The organism is Rhizobium sp. GW821-FHT14E12, assembly GCF_058803745.1.
The window spans coordinates 1-17,711 of sequence record NZ_JBXAPH010000014.1; the positions used below are offsets into that span (position 1 = coordinate 1).

Here is a 17,711-nt window from a genome sequence, read left to right on the forward strand (position 1 = left end):
CAGAACTTAGTCAACACTCCATCTGTAAAAATTCTGACATTTTTATAAGGTATTGATTTTACTAATGGATTTGTCGATCAATAAGGAGGTTGTTCGCTTGCCTTGGTCGAGGCGTCGAAAAATCTTGTCCAACTGGTCAAAATTTTCGATTTGCAGCAGCGGAAGGACCGTTCGCAGCCTCTGGAATAAAGGCGCATCCGCTTCTCACCGCCAAAACATGGCAATCAACCCCTATAAGTGCCAGGGGCGCGTTGGACGACCTAGCCACCGCAAGGGCTTGTAAAAAAGCGGTATTCCATAAGGAATTTCTGTTATATAAGGAGGATGGGAGGACATCATGGATACAACAAGCTCAAAGAGCATCGTCGAAGTCAGTGTCGATAGCGCCGCCGGACGGAAGGCGCTCGGTATCATGAATATGCGTCAGGCATTGGACCTGCCTGACCTGCCGAGCTTCACCTATACCCATCCGGATCCGCGCAAGGCCGCCGCAGGCGTCGTCGTCAGCCGTCGGGAATTGGAACGCTTCCTGACCTGCCATTGAGCATATACGCATCGATGGCCTAAGTCGCGCGTCAGCGCGACCCTTTTGGTGCGCCCAGCTTCAAGCGGCAATCCGATCACTCACCGCAAGCGGCAGCAATATAATGGCGTCAAGCCCGCCGCCATTGCGATCCTCCAGGCACAACGCACCATTATGCGTATCGAGGATCTGCCGGACGATCGTCAATCCGAGACCACTCCCCCCAAGATCGCGATTGCGCGACTCCTCAAGCCGGATAAAGGGCTCGAGCACATCCTTGCGCCGCTCCATCGGAATTCCCGGTCCACGGTCGCCGATGACGACGGCGGCATGATCACCACGACGCTCAATACAGACATCGGCACGGGCGCCATAGCGCAGCGCATTGTCGATGAGATTGTCCACCACTCTTGCCAGCGCCGTCTGCGGTATCGACACCGCCAGTTCCCGTCCGAGCGGTGAGAACGAGACAAGACCTTGCGCATCCTGGCGCTCGACGACGAGAGAGCGAACCGCGTCGTCGAGATCGGTGATATCTCTGCCCGTGGAGACAACGGTGCTGCGGGCAAAGCCCAGCGCTTCCTCGACGAGGCGCTGCATGGCCTCGACATCGGCAATCGCCCGCTCGCGATGCGGCGTATCCGGCATCATCTCCATACGCAGGCGGAAACGGGTCAGATAGGTCCTCAGATCATGGGAGATCGCGCCGAGGATCAGGGTGCGGTTGTTGACCAGCGCGGCGATGCGCAGCTGCATGCCGTTGATGGCGCGGATCAGCAAACGCAACTCGCAGGCGCCGCGCTCGGGAATATTGATCGGCTGCAGGCCCTTGCCAATGGAATTGACCGTGCGCGACAGGCGTGTCAGCGGCCGGGTCTCGCGCGCCACGGCGACGATGGCGATCACCGCCACCAGAACGCCGAGAAGTCCGGCCATGAAGCCCACGGGCATTCCGTACAATCGCACGGTCGGCGTGTCTGCCAGGCTGAAGACGGCGACCTTACCGCTGGCAAGGCCGATCGAGACTTCGATGGTGCGATCGGACGCACCGACCGAAAACCAGCCCCCTTGTGGCCGTTCGGGAAGCGCGCGCAGGCGGAAATAACGGTTGCCGAGCGCCATGCTGGCATAGTCCCGGGCCAATTTGCGGTCGAGAGCGGGGTCGGTGGCCGCATCGTTTGGCGCGGGGGTGACGACATCGGCCAGGCGCAGATCCAGACCGGCGGCATTCAGCGCGCGCACGGCCTGTTCCTGCGTGTCCGGCGGGATGGCATCGAGAAGGCGCAGCGTCGACTTGATCTGTGTCGCCGGGGAAAACTCGTGGCTGAGCGGCGTGTCCGGCTTCAGGCTGGCGGCAACGAAGGCGGCGAGCTGGATAATGAACAGCGCCACGGCGACGATCATGATGATACGCGAAACGAGACCGAGTTTCAGCATGGCTCAGACATCCCTCACTTCAGCGGTCAGCAGGTAACCGGCATTGCGCACCGTGGTGATCAGCTGCGCACCATCCGGCAGATACTGCGCCAGCTTGGTGCGCAGCCGCGAGACGGTGACATCGATGGTGCGATCGAAGGGGTCGGCACCGCGACCCCGCGTCCAGTCAAGCAGCTGGTCGCGCGACAGTACCCGGCGCGGCCGCTCAAGGAAGCAGATGAGCAGATCGAACTCGGCCGTCGTCAGGCGCAGCGGGCCTTCGCCCTCCATCTCGATCGCCCTGCCGTCGAGATCGACGATCAGGCCGGCGAAGCTCTTGCGCCGCCGCTGGCCACTCGTCTCTTCCGTGCGCTCCGGCCCGGCACGGCGCAGAATGGCGCGGATGCGCGCCAGGAGCTCGCGCGGATTGAAGGGCTTGCCGAGATAATCGTCGGCGCCCATCTCCAGGCCGAGAATACGGTCGATATCCTCCGACTTCGCCGTCAGCATCAGGATCGGCACGCGGCTGCGCGCCCGAATGCGGCGGCAGGCCGACAGACCGTCCTCGCCCGGCAGCATCAGATCGAGAATGATGAGATCGGGAAAACCCCTGGCAAGCGCGCGATCCATGGCGGCAGCGCTTTCAACCGCCTCGACGGCAAAATCCTCGCGGCTGAGGAACTCCTCGAGGAGGGCTCTTATTTCACGGTCGTCCTCGACCAATAGCAGCGATGCGGAAGCCATGACACATCCATGCGAGGCAAAGGGCGTCTTTGACAACAGGGAAACGACCGGCGTTACAAACTGTAACAAATTTTCGCCTTTCTGAAAAATCCAGGAAACAGACGTCAGGCAGGTTTGTCGCCGTCCCTCCGGAGCGAGGGGCGGCATCGGCCCCGGTGTCGCCCTACCCGACCCTATCGCCGCTCCGGACCCTCGGCAGGGCTCGTGTCGACAAGGCGCGAGCCCTCGCCTGCCCTCACGTATTTCCCCGTTCCGGGATTTGCGTCGTGGCGATCCTCATGCGAAAGGATTGGCATCGTCAGGCCGGCGCGCCTGACCATGGCGACACAAGGACGAGGCAAGGGTGAGCCAAAGGCATTCTCCGCAAAGATCGGGCAAGCCGGCAAAGGGCCGGCAGGAGAGCGACGGCAAACGTGTGACCTTGCCGCGCGCGCTATCGAAGCTCGGCTATTGTTCACGCACGCAGGCGGAAGCGCTGATAGCAGCCGGCCGCGTGACGGTCGGCGGCCGGGAGATCACCGATCCCACCGCCTGGATCGATCTCGACCGCGCAAGAATCGCTGTCGACGGCGAGGCGATATCCGCGGAAAAGAAGCTCTATTTCATGCTGAACAAGCCGCGCGGGCTGGTGACGACCCGCGACGATCCCGAGGGACGGCCGACGGTCTATGATTGTCTTCGGGATATCGACGCCCGGCATCTGGCGCCGGTCGGGCGGCTGGACAAGGCAAGCGAAGGGCTGCTTCTCTTTACCAATGATACCGTTCTGGCGCAGGCGCTGCTCGATCCCATCAGCCATGTGGGCAAGATCTACCATGTGCAGGTCAACACCATCATGGAGCAAGAGATGCTGGATCGGATGGAGCGCGGTATCGTCGACGACGGCGAGCTTCTGACCGCGACCGCCGTCCGCCTCTTGCGCAGCGGCGAGCGCAACGGCTGGATCGAGGTCGAGCTCAAGGAGGGCCGCAACCGGCAGATACGCCGGATGCTGGAGGTGCTCGGCATCGAGTGCCTGCGGCTGGTGCGCGTTGCCTTTGGCGACATTGCACTCGGCGACCTTCCAAAGGGCGCGGTGAGGCCGCTGACAGAAGCGGAGGTTCTCGGGCTGCGCCGGCGCGCCGGCATGGAAAAGACCGGACGCAACGAAACGAAGGCGAGACGCAATGCAGCCCCATGATTTCTGGCAGGAGCTTCATCCGCCGCAGAGCTTTCCGACATCGGGCGAATTCCGCGATGTCTACGTGGCGGAACTTCCCGACGGGCGGCAATTGCGCCTACCGATCCGCATGCTCGCCGATGGCGAGCATGCGCTGGCGTCGTTGATCATCAACCAGGCAGGCTTTTCGGTGCAGGAGGCACTGGCGCAAGCGCTGGCGGAACGCATCGCGGCTTATGATATCGATGTTGTCGCCGGACTGCCGACGCTCGGACTGACATTGGCAAGCGCGGTCGCCCGGGCGCTTGACCACGAGCGCTATGTGCCGCTCGGCACCTCGCGCAAATTCTGGTATCGCGAGGAGCTGTCGGTGTCGCTGTCCTCGATCACCACGCCCAACCAGGAGAAACGTCTTTATATAGACCCGCGCATGCTGCCGCTTCTTGAGGGCAAGCGGGTGGCACTGATCGACGACGTGATCTCGAGCGGCGCCTCGATCGTCTCAGGCCTGGAGCTTTTGAGCGCATGCGCGATCGAACCCGTAGTCATCGGCGCGGCGATGCTGCAATCCGAGCGCTGGCGGGAGCGGGTCGATGCATCCGGCAAGCCATGGAGCGAGCGGATCGTCGGCGTGTTTTCGACACCGATCCTCGACAGAACCGGAAACGGCGGCTGGCGCCTGCCCTGATCGGCTGGTTCCGGATTTGAGGCCGCGCTTTACTTGACATCGGCGGAGCACAAATTAAGGGTCCAGTGATGAAGCGTCCGCGGGGCGGATGCATGAGCCCGCTGGTGACCGTGTTGCGAATTCTCTCCGAAGCCCATTTTCCGGAACTGCCCAATTACTACCGCGGCAAGGTGCGTGAGAATTACGACCTGCCGGACGGCAGCCGCATCATCATCAGCACCGACCGGCTGAGCGCCTTCGACCGCATCCTCACCTGCATTCCCTATAAGGGCCAGGTGCTGACGCAGACGGCACGCTACTGGTTCGAGGCGACCAAGGATATCTGCCCGAACCATGTCATCGCCTATCCCGACCCGAACGTGGTCGTCGGCAAGCGGCTGGACATCCTGCCGGTGGAGGTCGTCGTGCGCGGCTATCTCGCCGGCACCACCGGTACCTCGATCCTGACACTCTATAAGAAGGGTCAGCGCGAGATGTACGGCATCACGCTGCCGGACGGCATGCGCGACAATCAGATCCTGCCGACCCCGATCATCACGCCGACCAGCAAGGAATTCGACGGCGGCCATGACGAACCGCTGACGCCGGCGCAGATTGTCGAGGGCGGGCTTCTGACAAGTGAGCAATGGCAGACGCTGTCGGACTATGCGCTGGCCCTGTTCGCGCGCGGCCAGGAGATCGCCAGCAAGCAAGGGCTGATCCTCGTCGACACCAAATATGAATTCGGCACCGATGAAAACGGCACCATCATCCTCGCCGACGAAATTCATACGCCGGACAGCAGCCGTTACTGGCTGGCCGACAGCTACCAGGACAGTTTCGACAAAGGCGCCCGCCCCGCAAGCTTCGACAAGGATTTCGTCCGCGCCTGGGTGGCTGAACGCTGCGATCCCTACAAGGACGAGATCCCGGAGATCCCGCTCGACCTCGTCGAGCAGACCTCGAAAGTGTATATCCGCGCTTACGAAGCGATCACGGGCACGCCGTTCGTTCCAGACGATCGCGGCGCAACGCCGCGCGACCGGGTTCGCGCAAGCCTCGAGCGCTATTTCCCGTAAGAGCCGGTCGATCGTCGCCGCGACCGTGTTTCAGGGCGGGGAGCCGCCCTGAAGTTGCATATTGCGTCATGTTATAGGCTTCCCACCGCTCTAGGTAGCGGCGGAAAGGGTATGCTTTTTGCAACACTTTAAAATTTTTTTACCAAAAGCCTGATATTTGTCACGATCCCACATATGTTCGCCGACGAGAAATGGCAAAAGGCACTGTGCTATTGCAAAACTCGTTGCTAGATTGGCGCCGAACTGCTTCGGACCATTTGTTGTATTGCGTAGGCAGGAGCGCCGACACATATGGGGTCACGTCGACCCCGTTAAATAGTGATCATGTAAATTGAATTGTGGGATAATGTGATGGTATCCATTCGTACTGCCGCCCCCGCCCTGCTTCTTTTTCTAGCAGGTTGCGTCAGCGGCCCCGATCATAAGCCACCGGAAATGCCTCTCCCGGCCAAATTCTCGGAGGGTGGTACGAAGATCAACGGCGATCTGGCCGGGTCTCAATGGTGGACCGCCTTCGGTGACTCGAAGCTGAACTCGTTCGCAGCACAGGGACTTGCTGAAAACCTCAACATCCAGCAGGCGCTGGAACGCATCAATCAGGCGCAGGCCGCGGTCATTACCGCCGGCGCTGGCGGACTGCCGAGCCTTACGGCCTCCGGCGACCATACGACCAACGGCCAGAAGGGCAGCCTGCGTACGCAGAGCGAAACGCAGAACTCCACCACTGGCGGAGCTTCGGTTTCGTGGCTGCTCGACCTATGGGGTCAGTACCGTCGCGCCAAGGAAGGCGCCGTCGCATCGCTCGACGCGGCCTATTCCAGTGTCGACACCGCTCGTCTGACCTATCTGCAGGATCTGGCCAACAGCTACGTCAACGCCCGTTACTACCAGGCCCGCATCTCGATCGCGCAGGACAACTTGAAGTCCCGTCGCGAGACGCTGGCCCTGACCAAGTTCCAGCTCGAAGCCGGTGCCGCTTCTCGCCTCGACGTCGTCCAGGCCGAAGGTCTCGTCAATTCGACGCTTTCCGAAGTTCCGGGCCTCGAAATCAGCTATCGTCAGGCCGTGCATCATATCGCAACCCTGCTCAACGTGTCGTCGGCAACCGTTATCGCCCAGATGCAGGGCGGCGGCAGGCAGCCGGTATTCCGCGGTCGTGTCAATTCGGGTATTCCAGCCGACCTGATCCGCAACCGGCCTGACATCCGCGTCGCCGAGCGTAACCTCGCCGCCGCAACCGCCCAGATCGGTGTAGCGGAAGCGCAGCTCTTCCCAACAATCACCCTCAGCGGCGCTATCTCGCCGTCCTACGTCCACACGTCGTCCAGAAGCGGCAGCCTGACGACCTGGTCGTTCGGCCCGACCCTGACGCTGCCGATCTTCGACGGCGGCGCGCTGCGCGCCAATGTCAAGACTGCCGAATCGTCGAGCCGTGAACTGTATATCGTCTGGCAGCAGACGGTGCGGTCGGCTGTCGAAGACGTCGAAAACGCCCTGTCGGCCGTCAGCCGCGATGCACAGACTGTTTCGGCGCTGCGTGCGCAGGTAAAGTCCTACCAGGAAGCCCTCTCACTCTCGACGGCTAGCTATAAGGACGGCGCCTCCTCGCTGCTCGACGTTCTTGATGCACAGCGCAACGTTTCGACCGCGCAGGAAAGCCTTGCAACGGCTATCCAGCAGAGCGCCATCGACTACATCTCGCTGAACGTCAACATCGGCGCCGGCTATGTTCCGGCCGAAAAGGGACCGGTCGCCACAAAATCGGCCAAGGTCGTCAAGGTCGCCGACAAGAAGGCCGTCAACTAAAGCATATCGCCCGGCTCTGCCGGGCGTTTCTTCCCATGAAACCGCCGCGGGCAACCGCGGCGGTTTTTCTTTGGCCGGAAAAGGACAAAATAAAATGGCGCGCTCCGCTTCCGCAAAGCACGCCACCAGACAGTCAATAAACAAAAAGGCCGGAACTAACCGGCCTTTCGTCATCCATCCTCACACCAGTGCCAGTACATCCGTGGTCAAAGGGAAAGACGGAACCGCAGCCAGATTGATCGCGAAAGGTTAACACATGGTCAACGCCACTTTCGCAACATCAGGAATGCAAGGGGCTCGCTTTGAAGCGCGCCACGCATTCATCGGCTGCATGACTGAAGCCTATATCGGGTGGGAATACGGTGATTTCAAGGTCGATAGAACGAAAGTCCCGATGCCACGCGAAATAATAAGCAAACCTTCCTAAATATTCCCAGAGATTTTGGCGGCTTTGCGCATACCCGTTCAAGCTGCATTCATACGAAATCTCCTAAAACCTCGGAAAAGATTGAAAGAATGGCGTTGGATCTTCCAAAATCCCGTGAATGCGCCAGCTTTGATCTTCTCGAAACTGGAAACGGCGTGCCGGATCCTGTAACCACATCGAACGCCTCTTGCCGGACGTGCGACGCAGGCAGGCAACAACAATTGGCGCAGCCGCTGGGCAATCCATTAAGCCGGCGGCGCGCAGGGGGAGAGCATTCATGAGACATAAGCTTCTCGCAGCCATCACGCTGACCGCACTCGTCGCGCTACCGGCGCTCGCGCAAGCCGCGGAAGGTTTTGCCACAGCCAATGTCAACATGCGGTCCGGCCCGAGCACGCAATATCCAGCGGTGACCATGATCCCCGCCGGCGTACCGCTGGAGATCAACGGCTGCCTTAACGAAACGCCCTGGTGCGACGTCTCCTTCGTCGGCGGACGCGGCTGGGTCGCCGGCCGCTACATCCAGGCAACCTATCAATCGCGCCGCATCTATGTCGGCCCGCAATATTACCGCCCGCTCGGCATCCCGACCATCACCTTCAATGTCGACGATTACTGGGGCCGCTATTATCGCGGCCGCGACTTCTATCGCGATCGCGACCGTTGGCGTCGGGGTCCGGGCTGGAGCGACCGCCGCCCCGATTCAGGCTGGGATCGCCGCCCCGACCGCAATCCCGGCTGGGATAATGATTCGGGCCGCAACTGGGATCGTCGCCCGGACCGGAACCGCGACTGGGGCAACCAGCAGGACGATAACGGGGATTGGGGCCGGCAACGCCAGGATCGCAATCGTGATTGGGGCAACCAACAGGACAACAATCAGGACTCGGGCCAGCCGCGCCGGGATCGCAACCGCGATTGGAACCGGCAGCCGGACGACAATCAGGGTTGGGGCGGCAACCGGCAGGACCGCCGGCGTGACGACAACCGCCAGGACAATCAGCAGCGCCGTCCAGAACCCCAGCCGCAGCAGGCACAGCCGCAACCCCAAGCGCAGCCGCAACGGCAGGATAATCAACGGCCGAGTGGCCGCCCGCCAGGGCAGTATAGCCAGGACAATGTCGCTCCCTGCCCAACGTCGCAGCCCGATTGCCGCATGACGCCAAGAGGCTTCAATCGATAGTCGCCTCAAGGCGACAAACAACAAAGGTCAGCGACCCACGTCGCTGGCCTTTTTATTGGTCTGCACGATGGTCAAAAGAAACGGAAACGGAAGATTTCGGCAGGGAAAGCGCGCGCTCGCAGGTTGCGCGACAACGCCCGGCATCCGCCGGTCCAGAAGGCTTGAGCGATCAGGCGGCGTTAAGGCGCCGCACTGCCTCAATGAGTTTTCAAATGCGCCTCGCGCATCGCTGAAATGAATATTTCCCGGGCCTCCTCAGCGGATTTCCGCCCATCGATCGCGGCACGGCAGACGCTTCGGGCGGCCACATAAAACGGGCCACGTCGATCCGGCCAGAGATTGGCCATGCAATTCAGCGCCTCGGAAGGGCCAGTGACTGTTTGGAAACTGCCTTGAGTAAAGCCGATCTCGATCGGATTGCTCCATTTGATGTGTCGCATGAATACTCCTCCTCACGCGCTATCAATTGCTTGAGACCATCCGGCAAGACGGCCACAAGCGGTTACTATAGCCTCAATCAGAGCATTCGAAAATATGGAACTTGGCGAGCGCGGCGCATAAAGAAGAAAGGAATCCGGAGAGGTTAATTTGATGTCGTATGCTGGGATTGGGTCCGTCATATTTCACGCCAAGATACCGCTTTATGGCGTGAAAATTTGCGAGAAGACGGCGTTAGAACCTGGGTGTTCCCGCCTACTTCTCCCGCGCGATGCGCTTCGCGTCATCGGCTGAAAAGCCGGCACGGCGGGCAAGTTCTTCCAGCCCGAATACTCGGTCCAACAGATCAACCAGCCATAATTCAAAGCGTTTCCACATGGTAAGCCTCCACCGCAGTAGACCTTGTCGTTGTAACGATCCCGCGATGAACATCCCATGAACACCGCTCCGGCCTACCGAACAGGTTCAGCGAAACAGAGGTGGTCGCTGGGCGTTCGATAGCAATTCCTGCTTGGTGGCGAAGTCGCCGAACAGCTTTTTCAGCCGGACTTCCTCGTCCTTGCAGATCCGGTGCCGCCGCGCGAAATCCTCGATACTCCAGACTTCCCGCAGCTTGGTCTCGCCAACCTTCTCTATCGCAATATGTGAACTCATTGCGCTCGCCCTCTTGTTTTTATGAGAAGAGAATGCCCGAGAAGCGGAAAAGTTCCTTGCACGATCCCGTCATGAAAGGACAGAAGCCGCCGCCATGACGGGCGGTTGAGGATTCTTAATCCCTCCTTAAATCGCCGCATTTACAGTTCAACTCGGGCTTCGACATTTTCACGATCATTTCGTGGGCGAATGCCGGCGGCGCATAAGCTTGAAAATCATGGTCGATTTTCAAGCTTATGCGCCGGTAAAAGCGCTGGCTGCGTCTCTTGCGCGTCCGAACGGATGCGCGGCACGCGGTTATGGCGACGCCGGCATCAGATATCGATCCATAGAACCATCAGGGGTACGACCAGTCCGCAATGGCAGGCAAAAGCAGATCAGGCCAGAGGATAGAACCATCCTTTTCAAGCGGTAAGGAACGTAGCGATGATGGTTTCAGCGCCGGCGAACGTATTGCCGGCGGTGGACGCTCATCGGGACGGGAAAGCTCCAAGCGCGACAACTCCCCTGAACCCGACAAGCCACGCCGATCGAGCCGCCGGCGCAAGCAGCCAAAACGGCGCTCCGGCGGCGGTTTCTTCGGTTTCCTCCGCTCCGCGATCTATTGGGGCATCGTGCTCAGCATCTGGGCCGGCATCGGGCTTGCCGGTCTGGTGGTCTACTACGGATCGCGCATGCCGAGCGCCAGCACCTGGTCCATTCCCGAGCGACCGCCGAACGTCAAGATCGCCGATCTCGACGGCAGCATCATCGCCAATCGCGGCACGACCGGCGGCGAGGCCTTGGCGCTGAGCGACATGTCGCCCTACATTCCCGAGGCGCTGATCGCCATCGAGGACCGCCGCTTCTATTCCCATTTCGGCTTCGATCCGATCGGGCTTGGCCGCGCGGTGGTGACAAACGTGATCACCGGCCATGCCGTTCAGGGCGGTTCGACGCTGACGCAGCAGCTCGCCAAGAACCTCTTCCTATCGCCAGAGCGCACGCTGGAGCGCAAGGTGCAGGAGGTGCTGCTCGCCATCTGGCTGGAGCACAAGTTCACCAAGGACCAGATCCTGGCGATGTATCTGAACCGCGTCTATTTCGGCTCGAACGCCTATGGCGTCGAGGCGGCCTCGCGGCGCTATTTCAACAAATCGGCGCGCGACGTGAACCTCGGCGAAGCAGCCATGCTCGCCGGCCTCGTCAAGGCGCCGTCGAAACTGTCGCCGGCGCGCGATCCCGCCGCCGCCGAAGCCCGCGCGCAACTGGTGCTTCAGGCGATGCGCGACCAGGGCTTCATCAGCGAGGCCGATATCAAGACGGCGATGTCGCAGCCGCCGACGCGCGCCAAAAGCTATTGGAGCGGGGCTGAAAACTACGTGGCCGACATGGTCATGGGCCAGCTTCCCGGCCTGATTGGCGGCGATATCAAGGAAGACTTGACCGTCGACACCACCATCGACATGTCGCTGGAAGAAAAGGCCGAACAGGCATTGAACGACGTACTCGCCAAGGACGGCAAGAAGCTCAGCGCCTCGCAGGCCTCGCTCGTTTCCGTCGACTCGACGGGTGCGATCCGCGCATTGGTCGGCGGCCGGGATTATGCGCAGAGCCAGTTCAACCGCGCCGTCACCGCCAAGCGCCAGCCGGGCTCGGCCTTCAAGCCCTTCGTCTATACCGCAGCACTTGAAATGGGCTTGACGCCGAACTCGATCCGCAACGATGCACCGGTGAAGATCGGCAACTGGGCGCCGGAGAATTACGAGCAGAAATATAGCGGGCCGGTCACGCTCGCCACCGCTGTGGCACACTCGCTGAACACGGTCGCCGCCCAGCTTGCGACCGAAGTCGGGCCGGATCAAGTGATCAAGGTCGCCCACAGGCTCGGCATCGAATCCGATCTGCAGGCCAATGCCTCGATCGCGCTCGGCACGTCGGAAGTGTCGCTACTGGAACTGACCTCGGCCTATGCCTCCTTCATGAACGGCGGCTTCAAGGCGACGCCGCATGTGATCACCAAGGTGACGACGGCTTCCGGCAAGGTGCTTTACCAGGCGAATTTCGACAATCCGCCGCGGGTTCTCAACCCCGATGTCGTCACCAACATGAATGCGATGATGGCCGGCGTCATCAATTTCGGCACCGGCAAGGCCGCTCGCATCCCCGGCTGGCAGGCCGCCGGCAAGAGCGGCACGACGCAATCCTTCCGCGATGCGCTGTTCGTCGGCTTCACCAGCCATCTGACGACAGGCGTCTGGTTCGGCAATGACGACGGCAAATCCATGAAGAAGGTGACGGGCGGCGGATTGCCGGCCAAGGCCTGGAAGGAATTCATGATCGCCGCCCATAAGGGCCTGACGCCGACCCCGATCTTCGGCGGCGGCCAGATCATCGACAACAGCGTGCCGATGGCGCAATCCGCACCTGGCACCAATCAGCCGGCGACGATCGACGGTATTATTTCCGGCACGCTCGGCGACGGCGGCCAGGTCGCGCATCAGGGCCAACCGACACTCCAGCAGCGCCCAGTGCAGCAGCAGATCCCGCAGCAGGGCAATCAAACCGCCGCGAACGACGAGCTGGAAGACCTGCCGCCCGCAAATCTTGCCAATGACAACAATCCGTACAGCTCCAATTCCTACGATACCGGCGATATCCCGCCGGCCGACATCGGCGATACCGCTCCGACGACGGCAACGGCGAGGCCGCATCGCACCTCACTGCTGGACGTTATTCTGGGGCGATAAGACAACGATTCCCGCGATTGTCGCTTGCATGGTCAAAGCAAGGCTGATCTGATAGATGGTCGCGCCAATTCTCCAGCTCCGCAGGCGCAATGCGGGACTGTGGAATTTGAGCGACAAACCATTCGTTTTGCTGGATTCCGGGTGATTTCCCGCCTTGCAGTCAGTAAAACCGCTACTTATATACGCGGCATCACCGCAGTCATGGCTGCGCAATCCTCAAGACCATCCCGTAAGGGGCTGTCAATGGAATGCCTGACAGGGGTTCCGATAGCTTGCTTCAAGGAGAGAATGACATGGCAAAAGTAATTGGTATCGACCTTGGAACGACAAATTCCTGCGTCGCCGTCATGGACGGCAAGGACGCGAAAGTCATCGAGAATGCCGAAGGCGCCCGCACTACCCCCTCAATGGTAGCCTTCACTGAAGACGGCGAACGTCTCGTCGGCCAGCCGGCCAAGCGCCAGGCGGTCACCAACCCCACCAATACCCTCTTCGCTGTCAAGCGCCTTATCGGCCGCCGCTACGAAGATCCGACCGTTGAAAAGGACAAGCACCTTGTTCCTTTCAATATCGTCAAGGGCGACAATGGCGACGCCTGGGTCGAAGCCCACGGCAAGGGCTATTCGCCCGCGCAGGTTTCCGCAATGATCCTTCAGAAGATGAAGGAAACCGCAGAAGCCTATCTCGGTGAAAAGGTCGAAAAGGCCGTCATCACCGTTCCGGCCTACTTCAACGACGCACAGCGCCAGGCAACCAAGGATGCCGGCCGCATCGCCGGTCTTGAAGTCCTGCGTATCATCAACGAGCCGACCGCTGCGGCTCTCGCTTACGGCCTCGACAAGAAGGACGGCAAGACCATCGCCGTTTACGACCTTGGCGGCGGCACCTTCGATATCTCGATCCTGGAAATCGGCGACGGCGTCTTCGAAGTGAAGTCGACCAACGGCGATACCTTCCTGGGCGGTGAAGACTTCGACATGCGTCTCGTCGAGTATCTCGTTGCCGAGTTCAAGAAGGACAATGGTATCGACCTCAAGGGCGACAAGCTCGCTCTGCAGCGCCTCAAGGAAGCTGCCGAAAAGGCGAAGATCGAACTGTCTTCCGCGCAGCAGACCGAAATCAACCTGCCCTTCATCACCGCTGACGCCACCGGCCCGAAGCACCTGACGCTGAAGCTGACCCGCGCCAAGCTGGAAAGCCTGGTCGACGACCTCGTGCAGCGCACCATCGCGCCCTGCAAGGCCGCCCTCAAGGATGCCGGCGTCACGGCTGCCGAGATCGACGAAGTCGTTCTCGTCGGCGGCATGAGCCGCATGCCGAAGGTACAGGAAGTCGTCAAGCAGCTGTTCGGCAAGGAGCCGCACAAGGGCGTCAACCCGGATGAAGTCGTCGCTCTTGGCGCCGCCATCCAGGCCGGCGTTCTGCAGGGCGACGTCAAGGACGTTCTGCTCCTCGACGTCACCCCGCTGTCTCTCGGCATCGAAACGCTGGGCGGCGTCTTCACCCGTCTGATCGAGCGCAACACGACGATCCCGACGAAGAAGTCGCAGACCTTCTCGACCGCCGACGACAACCAGTCGGCCGTGACCATCCGCGTCTCGCAGGGCGAGCGCGAAATGGCCGCCGACAACAAGCTGCTCGGCCAGTTCGACCTCGTCGGCCTGCCGCCGGCACCGCGCGGCATGCCGCAGATCGAAGTCACCTTCGACATCGACGCCAACGGCATCGTCCAGGTTTCGGCCAAGGACAAGGGCACCGGCAAGGAACAGCAGATCCGCATCCAGGCTTCGGGCGGTCTCTCCGACGCCGACATCGAGAAGATGGTCAAGGATGCCGAATCGCATGCTGCCGAAGACAAGAAGCGCCGCGAAGGCGTGGAAGCCAAGAACCAGGCCGAAAGCCTGATCCACTCCAGCGAGAAGTCGCTGAAGGACTTTGGCGACAAGGTGACCGAAGCCGATCGCAACGCGATCTCCGAGGCGATCGCAGCGCTGAAGACGGCAACCGAAGCATCCGAGCCGGATGCTGAAGACATCAAGGCCAAGACCCAGACGCTCATGGAAGTGTCCATGAAGCTCGGCCAGGCTATCTATGAGGCCCAGCAGTCGGAAGCTCCTTCCGCTGATGCCTCGGCAGGCGGCCATCACGACGACGTCGTCGATGCCGACTACGAGGAAATCAAGGACGAGGACGACCGCAAGCGGTCTGCATAAGCGCGAACCGAAAGGTTCTCGAGGAAACTTAGCTCCGGCTGCCTTTTGGCAGCCGGAAATCCATTTCCGGGGTCTAATCCTTAATGGCAAAAGCGGACTACTACGAGACATTGGGCGTCTCCAGGACAGCGGACGAAAAAGAGCTCAAGAGCGCTTTTCGCAAGCTGGCAATGCAATTTCATCCGGACAAGAACCCCGATGACAATGACGCCGAACGCAAGTTCAAGGAAATCAACGAAGCCTACGAAACGCTCAAGGACCCGAACAAGCGTGCGGCCTATGATCGTTACGGCCACGCCGCCTTCGAGCATGGCGGCATGGGCGGCGGCGGTTTTGGTGGCGGCGGCTTCGGCGGCGGTGGCGGTTTCTCCGACATTTTCGAGGATATCTTCGGCGAGATGATGGGTGGCGGCCGAGGCCGCGCACGCTCCTCCGGCGGTCGCGAACGCGGCGCCGATCTTCGCTACAACATGGAAATCTCGCTCGAGGAAGCCTTTACCGGCAAGACGGCACAAATCCGCGTGCCCACCTCGATCACCTGCGACGTCTGCTCCGGTTCCGGCGCCAAGCCGGGCACCCAGCCGAAGACCTGCGGCACCTGCCAGGGCTCGGGCCGCGTGCGCGCCGCGCAAGGCTTTTTCTCGGTCGAACGCACCTGTCCAACCTGCCACGGCCGCGGCCAGACCATTCCCGATCCCTGCGGCAAGTGCCACGGCCAGGGCCGAATCACCGAAGAGCGTTCGCTCTCGGTCAACATCCCCTCGGGCATCGAGGACGGCACCCGCATCCGCCTGCAGGGCGAAGGCGAAGCCGGCACACGCGGCGGTCCATCGGGCGATCTCTACATCTTCCTCTCCGTCAAGCCGCATGAATTCTTCCAGCGCGACGGCGCCGATCTCTATTGCGCGGTGCCGATCTCGATGACGACGGCAGCGCTTGGCGGCACCTTCGACGTCGCGACGCTCGACGGCACGAAATCACGCGTCACCGTTCCAGAGGGCACGCAGGTCGGCAAGCAATTCCGCCTGAAGGCCAAGGGCATGCCGGTGCTGCGCTCCAGCCAGATCGGTGATCTCTACATCCAGATCCAGATCGAAACGCCGCAGAAGCTCACCAAGCGCCAGCGCGAGCTGCTGCAGGAATTCGAACAGATCTCCTCGAAAGACAACAATCCCGAATCAACCGGCTTCTTCGCCCGGATGAAGGATTTCTTCGACACGTTCAGCGATTAAGCAGCGAATCAAATTGTTTCACATGAATCCGGCCGAATCATCGGCCGGATTTTTTTGTTTTGGCGGGCTAATCTTTTCGCCCAGCCGCACTACGGGTTCATCGCTCATCTCTGTTTTGTCGTGGCAACGAGCCTGCTCCGCCTCATCCTGAGGAGCGGAGGCCAAAGGCCGGAGCCTCGAAGGACGAGGCGGCCCGACCGCGCTTCATCCAATCGGCAAAATCCTTGCACTTGGCCAATGTTCGGCATACCCCTCGGCCATCGACACGAATCCGGATGACCGATGCCGCATAAGGTTTTCATCTCGCGCCTGAAGCTGACCGACTTTCGCAATTATGCGACGGCGGCGCTGGCGCTTGACGAGCGGCATGTGGTGCTAACCGGCGACAATGGCGCCGGCAAGACCAATCTGATGGAGGCGGTCTCTCTGCTTTCACCCGGGCGCGGCCTGCGGCGTGCGGCCTATGCGGATGTCGTCCGCGTCGATGCGCCAAACGGCTTTTCGATCTTTGCCGAGCTTGAGGGTATGGAGGACAGTGTCGAGATCGGCACCGGCGTCGACGCCTCCGACGAGACGACGGCGCGCAAGCTCCGTATCAACGGCACACCGGCCAGGACCGTCGACGAGTTGACCGACCATCTGCGCGTGCTCTGGTTGACGCCGGCCATGGATGGGCTTTTCACCGGCGGTTCCTCCGAGCGCCGCCGGTTCCTCGACCGGCTGGTGCTGTCGCTCGATCCGGCGCATGGCCGCCGCGCCAGCGACTTCGAACGCGCCATGCGCAGCCGCAACAAGCTGCTTTCCGAAAGCCGCTTCGACCCCTCCTGGCTTGCCGGCATCGAGGAGCAGATGGCGAGCCTCGGCATTGCCATGGCGCTTGCCCGGCAGGAAATGCTCGGCCTTCTCACCCGGCTGATCGCCGAGACGCGCGAGGCGACGCCCTTTCCCTCGGCCGTACTCGAACTCTCCGGCTTTCTTGACGGGCAGTTCGACCGCCCCGCCCTCGATCTCGAGGATCATTATGCCGGGATGCTGCGCGAGGGACGCTATCGTGACGCGGCCGCCGGGCGCACGTTGGACGGGCCGCACCGGACCGATCTTCTGGTGCGTCATCGCGAGAAGGACATGGAGGCGGAGCGCTGCTCGACGGGCGAGCAGAAAGCGCTGCTGGTTGGCCTCATCCTTGCGCACGCCCGCCTCGTCGGCAATCTGACCGGCCATGCGCCGATCCTTCTGCTCGACGAAATCGCCGCACATCTGGACGAAGGCCGGCGCGCCGCTCTTTTTGACCTGATCGACGGGCTTGGCGGCCAGGCCTTCATGACCGGCACCGACAAGGCGATGTTCTCCGCACTCGGCGAACGGGCGCAATTCTTCACCGTCGCGCATGGCGGCATTACGAAATCGTAGCGGCGAATTTTCCGCAGAGCGTGATATTATC

Annotated in this window: 15 protein-coding genes; 10 read left to right on the forward strand and 5 right to left on the reverse strand. The window is 61.2% G+C overall.

Features of this window, described 5'->3' with window-relative positions:
- Positions 1 to 337 precede the first annotated feature (337 nt).
- Entirely contained in the window at positions 338 to 544 is a 207-nt protein-coding gene (locus AC1RO0_RS28965; protein ID WP_153370176.1) for a hypothetical protein, read from the forward strand.
- A 60-nt stretch (positions 545 to 604) separates the two neighbouring features.
- Here AC1RO0_RS28965 and AC1RO0_RS28970 read toward each other — a convergent pair whose 3' ends face one another.
- Together AC1RO0_RS28970 and AC1RO0_RS28975 are read right to left on the reverse strand one after the other, a co-directional pair.
- A complete protein-coding gene (locus AC1RO0_RS28970) occupies positions 605 to 1,960 on the reverse strand; it encodes an ATP-binding protein (RefSeq protein ID WP_498595996.1) in 1,356 nt (451 codons plus the stop codon).
- A gap of 3 nt (positions 1,961 to 1,963) precedes the next feature.
- Positions 1,964 to 2,683: a response regulator gene (locus AC1RO0_RS28975; protein ID WP_498595997.1), complete on the reverse strand. Its 720-nt coding sequence runs from the start codon at positions 2,681 to 2,683 to the stop codon at positions 1,964 to 1,966.
- A gap of 343 nt (positions 2,684 to 3,026) precedes the next feature.
- Between AC1RO0_RS28975 and AC1RO0_RS28980 the strand changes: the two genes are divergently transcribed.
- The 5 genes from AC1RO0_RS28980 (at position 3,027) to AC1RO0_RS29000 (ending at position 9,004) form a co-directional block, all read left to right on the forward strand.
- Positions 3,027 to 3,863 carry a pseudouridine synthase gene (locus tag AC1RO0_RS28980; RefSeq protein WP_498595998.1) on the forward strand — a complete coding sequence of 279 codons (837 nt, stop codon included), beginning with the start codon at positions 3,027 to 3,029 and terminating at the stop codon, positions 3,861 to 3,863.
- On the forward strand, positions 3,850 to 4,530 hold the full coding sequence (locus AC1RO0_RS28985) for a phosphoribosyltransferase (protein WP_498595999.1): 681 nt from the start codon (positions 3,850 to 3,852) through the stop codon (positions 4,528 to 4,530). Before AC1RO0_RS28980 ends, AC1RO0_RS28985 begins: the two co-directional genes overlap by 14 nt.
- A gap of 113 nt (positions 4,531 to 4,643) precedes the next feature.
- Positions 4,644 to 5,588: a phosphoribosylaminoimidazolesuccinocarboxamide synthase gene (locus tag AC1RO0_RS28990; protein WP_498596056.1), complete on the forward strand. Its 945-nt coding sequence runs from the start codon at positions 4,644 to 4,646 to the stop codon at positions 5,586 to 5,588.
- Positions 5,589 to 5,939: 351 nt separating this feature from the next.
- Complete coding sequence (locus AC1RO0_RS28995) at positions 5,940 to 7,394, forward strand: efflux transporter outer membrane subunit (RefSeq protein WP_498596000.1); 1,455 nt, start codon at positions 5,940 to 5,942, stop codon at positions 7,392 to 7,394.
- 704 nt (positions 7,395 to 8,098) lie between these two features.
- Complete coding sequence (locus AC1RO0_RS29000; RefSeq protein WP_498596001.1) at positions 8,099 to 9,004, forward strand: SH3 domain-containing protein; 906 nt, start codon at positions 8,099 to 8,101, stop codon at positions 9,002 to 9,004.
- A gap of 197 nt (positions 9,005 to 9,201) precedes the next feature.
- On the opposite strand, the gene AC1RO0_RS29005 is transcribed toward AC1RO0_RS29000, so the two are convergent.
- From AC1RO0_RS29005 to AC1RO0_RS29015, 3 genes are all read right to left on the reverse strand, one after another.
- Positions 9,202 to 9,444 (reverse strand): DUF982 domain-containing protein, encoded by a 243-nt coding sequence (locus tag AC1RO0_RS29005; protein ID WP_007690231.1) that lies wholly within the window; start codon positions 9,442 to 9,444, stop codon positions 9,202 to 9,204.
- Positions 9,445 to 9,697: 253 nt separating this feature from the next.
- Complete coding sequence (locus AC1RO0_RS29010) at positions 9,698 to 9,820, reverse strand: hypothetical protein (RefSeq protein WP_267884712.1); 123 nt, start codon at positions 9,818 to 9,820, stop codon at positions 9,698 to 9,700.
- Between the two features lie 87 nt (positions 9,821 to 9,907).
- Positions 9,908 to 10,096, reverse strand: coding sequence for a hypothetical protein (locus AC1RO0_RS29015; RefSeq protein ID WP_498596002.1), 189 nt, complete (start codon positions 10,094 to 10,096; stop codon positions 9,908 to 9,910).
- A 359-nt stretch (positions 10,097 to 10,455) separates the two neighbouring features.
- On the opposite strand from AC1RO0_RS29015, the gene AC1RO0_RS29020 reads away from it, so the two are divergent.
- The 4 genes from AC1RO0_RS29020 (at position 10,456) to recF (ending at position 17,680) form a co-directional block, all read left to right on the forward strand.
- Positions 10,456 to 12,825, forward strand: coding sequence for a transglycosylase domain-containing protein (locus tag AC1RO0_RS29020; RefSeq protein ID WP_498596003.1), 2,370 nt, complete (start codon positions 10,456 to 10,458; stop codon positions 12,823 to 12,825).
- A 293-nt stretch (positions 12,826 to 13,118) separates the two neighbouring features.
- Positions 13,119 to 15,038: a molecular chaperone DnaK gene (gene dnaK, locus AC1RO0_RS29025; RefSeq protein ID WP_007690238.1), complete on the forward strand. Its 1,920-nt coding sequence runs from the start codon at positions 13,119 to 13,121 to the stop codon at positions 15,036 to 15,038.
- 83 nt (positions 15,039 to 15,121) lie between these two features.
- Positions 15,122 to 16,270 carry a molecular chaperone DnaJ gene (gene dnaJ / locus AC1RO0_RS29030; protein ID WP_498596004.1) on the forward strand — a complete coding sequence of 383 codons (1,149 nt, stop codon included), beginning with the start codon at positions 15,122 to 15,124 and terminating at the stop codon, positions 16,268 to 16,270.
- 282 nt (positions 16,271 to 16,552) lie between these two features.
- The gene (recF, locus tag AC1RO0_RS29035; protein WP_498596005.1) at positions 16,553 to 17,680 is read left to right on the forward strand and encodes a DNA replication/repair protein RecF; all 1,128 of its coding nucleotides are present in this window, start codon (positions 16,553 to 16,555) and stop codon (positions 17,678 to 17,680) included.
- The last annotated feature ends 31 nt before the right edge of the window (positions 17,681 to 17,711 follow it).